2 protein-coding genes are annotated in these 2136 nt (G+C 66.2%); both read left to right on the forward strand.

Annotated elements, in window-relative coordinates; all coding sequences use genetic code 11:
• Nucleotides 1-74 precede the first annotated feature (74 nt).
• A complete protein-coding gene (locus AC07AW_RS41215; protein ID WP_478820597.1) occupies nucleotides 75-1706 on the forward strand; it encodes an ISL3 family transposase in 1632 nt (543 codons plus the stop codon).
• The gene (locus AC07AW_RS41220; protein WP_478820596.1) at nucleotides 1703-2104 is read left to right on the forward strand and encodes an SMI1/KNR4 family protein; all 402 of its coding nucleotides are present in this window, start codon (nucleotides 1703-1705) and stop codon (nucleotides 2102-2104) included. The genes AC07AW_RS41215 and AC07AW_RS41220 overlap by 4 nt, the downstream gene beginning before the upstream one ends.
• Nucleotides 2105-2136 lie beyond the last annotated feature (32 nt).

The following is a 2136-nucleotide window of genomic DNA, read 5'->3' on the forward strand; positions in this document are numbered from 1 at the left end:
CGGTTCTGGCACACATTCCGTGAGAACGATCAGCGGCGTTCTGCCACCGTGACGTCTCGCCACCTGGGACCGTGGTGCGGTGTGATGACCTCATAGCGGTGCTCTTTCCACACTTCGGGGCGGTTCTGGTGGAGCGGGTGTTCTTGGAGTGCGGTGTGGTGCACATCGTGGCGAGAACCTTCGATGGCCCTGTTGCGTGCCCGGACTGTGAGCTTCCGTCGAGTCGCTTGCACAGCTGCTACCAGCGTCGACTGGCCGACAATCCGGTCGGTGACCAGCCGGTGCTGATCGAGCTGACCGTACGGCGGTTGTACTGCGGCAACGAGATGTGCGGACGTCGTACGTTCGTCGAGCAGGTCGCGGGGCTGACGTTCAGGTACGGGAGACGGACTCCTGCTTCGCGACGGGTCCTGGCAGTCGTTGCCGTTGCGCTCGCCGGCCGTGCCGGCGCCCGTCTGGCAGCCGCCCTGCATATCAGCGTGAGCCGGACAACGCTCCTGCGGGCGATCATGGCCCTGCCCGATCCCGCCTGGGCCGTCCCGAAAGTCCTGGGGGTCGACGACTTCGCCACCCGCCGCGGGCATCACTACGGGACCGTCCTCATCGACTGCGAGACTGGCCAGCCTCTCGACCTGCTGACCGGCCGGGACGCCGCCACCCTGGCAGGTTGGCTGCGCGAGCATCCCGGCGCCGAGATCATCTGCCGTGACCGGGCCGGTTCTTACGCCGATGGCGCCCGCACCGGTGCCCCGAAGGCGGTTCAGGTGGCCGACCGGTTCCACCTCTGGCAGAACCTCGGCACCGCCGTCGAAGCCAGCATCCGGCTCCACAGCACATGCCTCAAGACAGCCGCTGCCAGCCCTGACGGCCCGACGAACGACGGCGACAGCGTGGATGCGACGAAGGCGATGTCGCCGATCGAGGCCCGCATCCGAGAGCGGCACGCGACCATCCACGCCCTGCTGGCCCAGGGACACGGCATCCGCGAGATCGCCAGAGAACTGCACATCGGCGGAAACACCGTCCGCCGCAATGCCCGCGCGGCAGTCCCCGAACAGCTGCTGACCGCACGCCATCAGCCCCGGCCGAGCCAGCTCGACCCTTACAAGCCCTACCTGGACAAACGCTGGGCCGAAGGGCACACCAACGCCATCCAGCTGCATGCCGAACTCCAAGCCCTCGGCTATCGCGGGAGCTACCAGATCATCAGTGACTACCTGCGACCGAGGCGCCGACGACGCATCCGTGTCGTCCCACCCCCGCCACCGGGAGTCCGCCGGGTCACCGGCTGGATGATGCGGCACCCCGAGCGCCTGGGCGACGAGGAACATGAGCAGTTCGCCGCTGTCCTCGCCCGCTGCCCTGAACTGAAGGCCCTTCACGCGCACGTCCGCGGTTTCGCGGAAATCCTTCAAAGCCGCTCCGGCCAACACCTCAAGGACTGGATCACCGCCACCCGCACCGCGGACCTGCCCCGGCTGCACGCGTTCGCCACCGGTCTGGAGAAGGACTGGGACGCCGTGGTCCAGGGCCTGAGCAGTCACTGGAACTCCGGCCCCGTCGAGGGCCGTGTCAACCACATCAAGATGATCAAACGTCAGATGTTCGGACGAGCCAAGCTCCCCCTACTCCGCAAACGTGTCCTCCTCACCGCAGCACAAGGCGGCCACCGTCACCCCTCCGTCCTTGATAGAACTGCTTCATGAGTTCGAACGACGACCGGATCGTGCAGGTCGAGCACCACTTCGGAGTCCGTTTTCCCCAGGACTACCGGGACTTCCTGGGCACTACAGGGAGTCTGAGCCAGTTCGTTCCTCCCGCTGACGACTTCCTGGTGATCGACGCGCTGGACGAGCTCATCGGCATCAACGACGCCGGCGAGTTCCAGAAGCGCTTCCCCGGCGTCGTCATCATCGGAGGGGACGGAAGTCGCGAGCTGCTTGCCTACGACTTCCGCCAGGACACCCCGCCTCTGGTGACACTCGACGTCTCCGCGGAAGACTGGTCATCGGCCATCCACCAGGCAGCGTCGCTCTCCGCCCTGCTGGATCAGTTCCCTCAAACCGGGTGGAAATGGGACGACACCAATCCCACGCGCTCCTGACCACTGCCCTTACGGAATGTGTGCCAGAACCC

Source organism: Streptomyces sp. NPDC044003, from assembly GCF_056435185.1.

Excerpts from the sequence above, each read along its gene's own strand:
- AC07AW_RS41220 (WP_478820596.1), top strand. The coding sequence starts at position 1,703 with ATGAGTTCGAACGACGACCGGATCGTGCAGGTCGAGCACCACTTCGGA.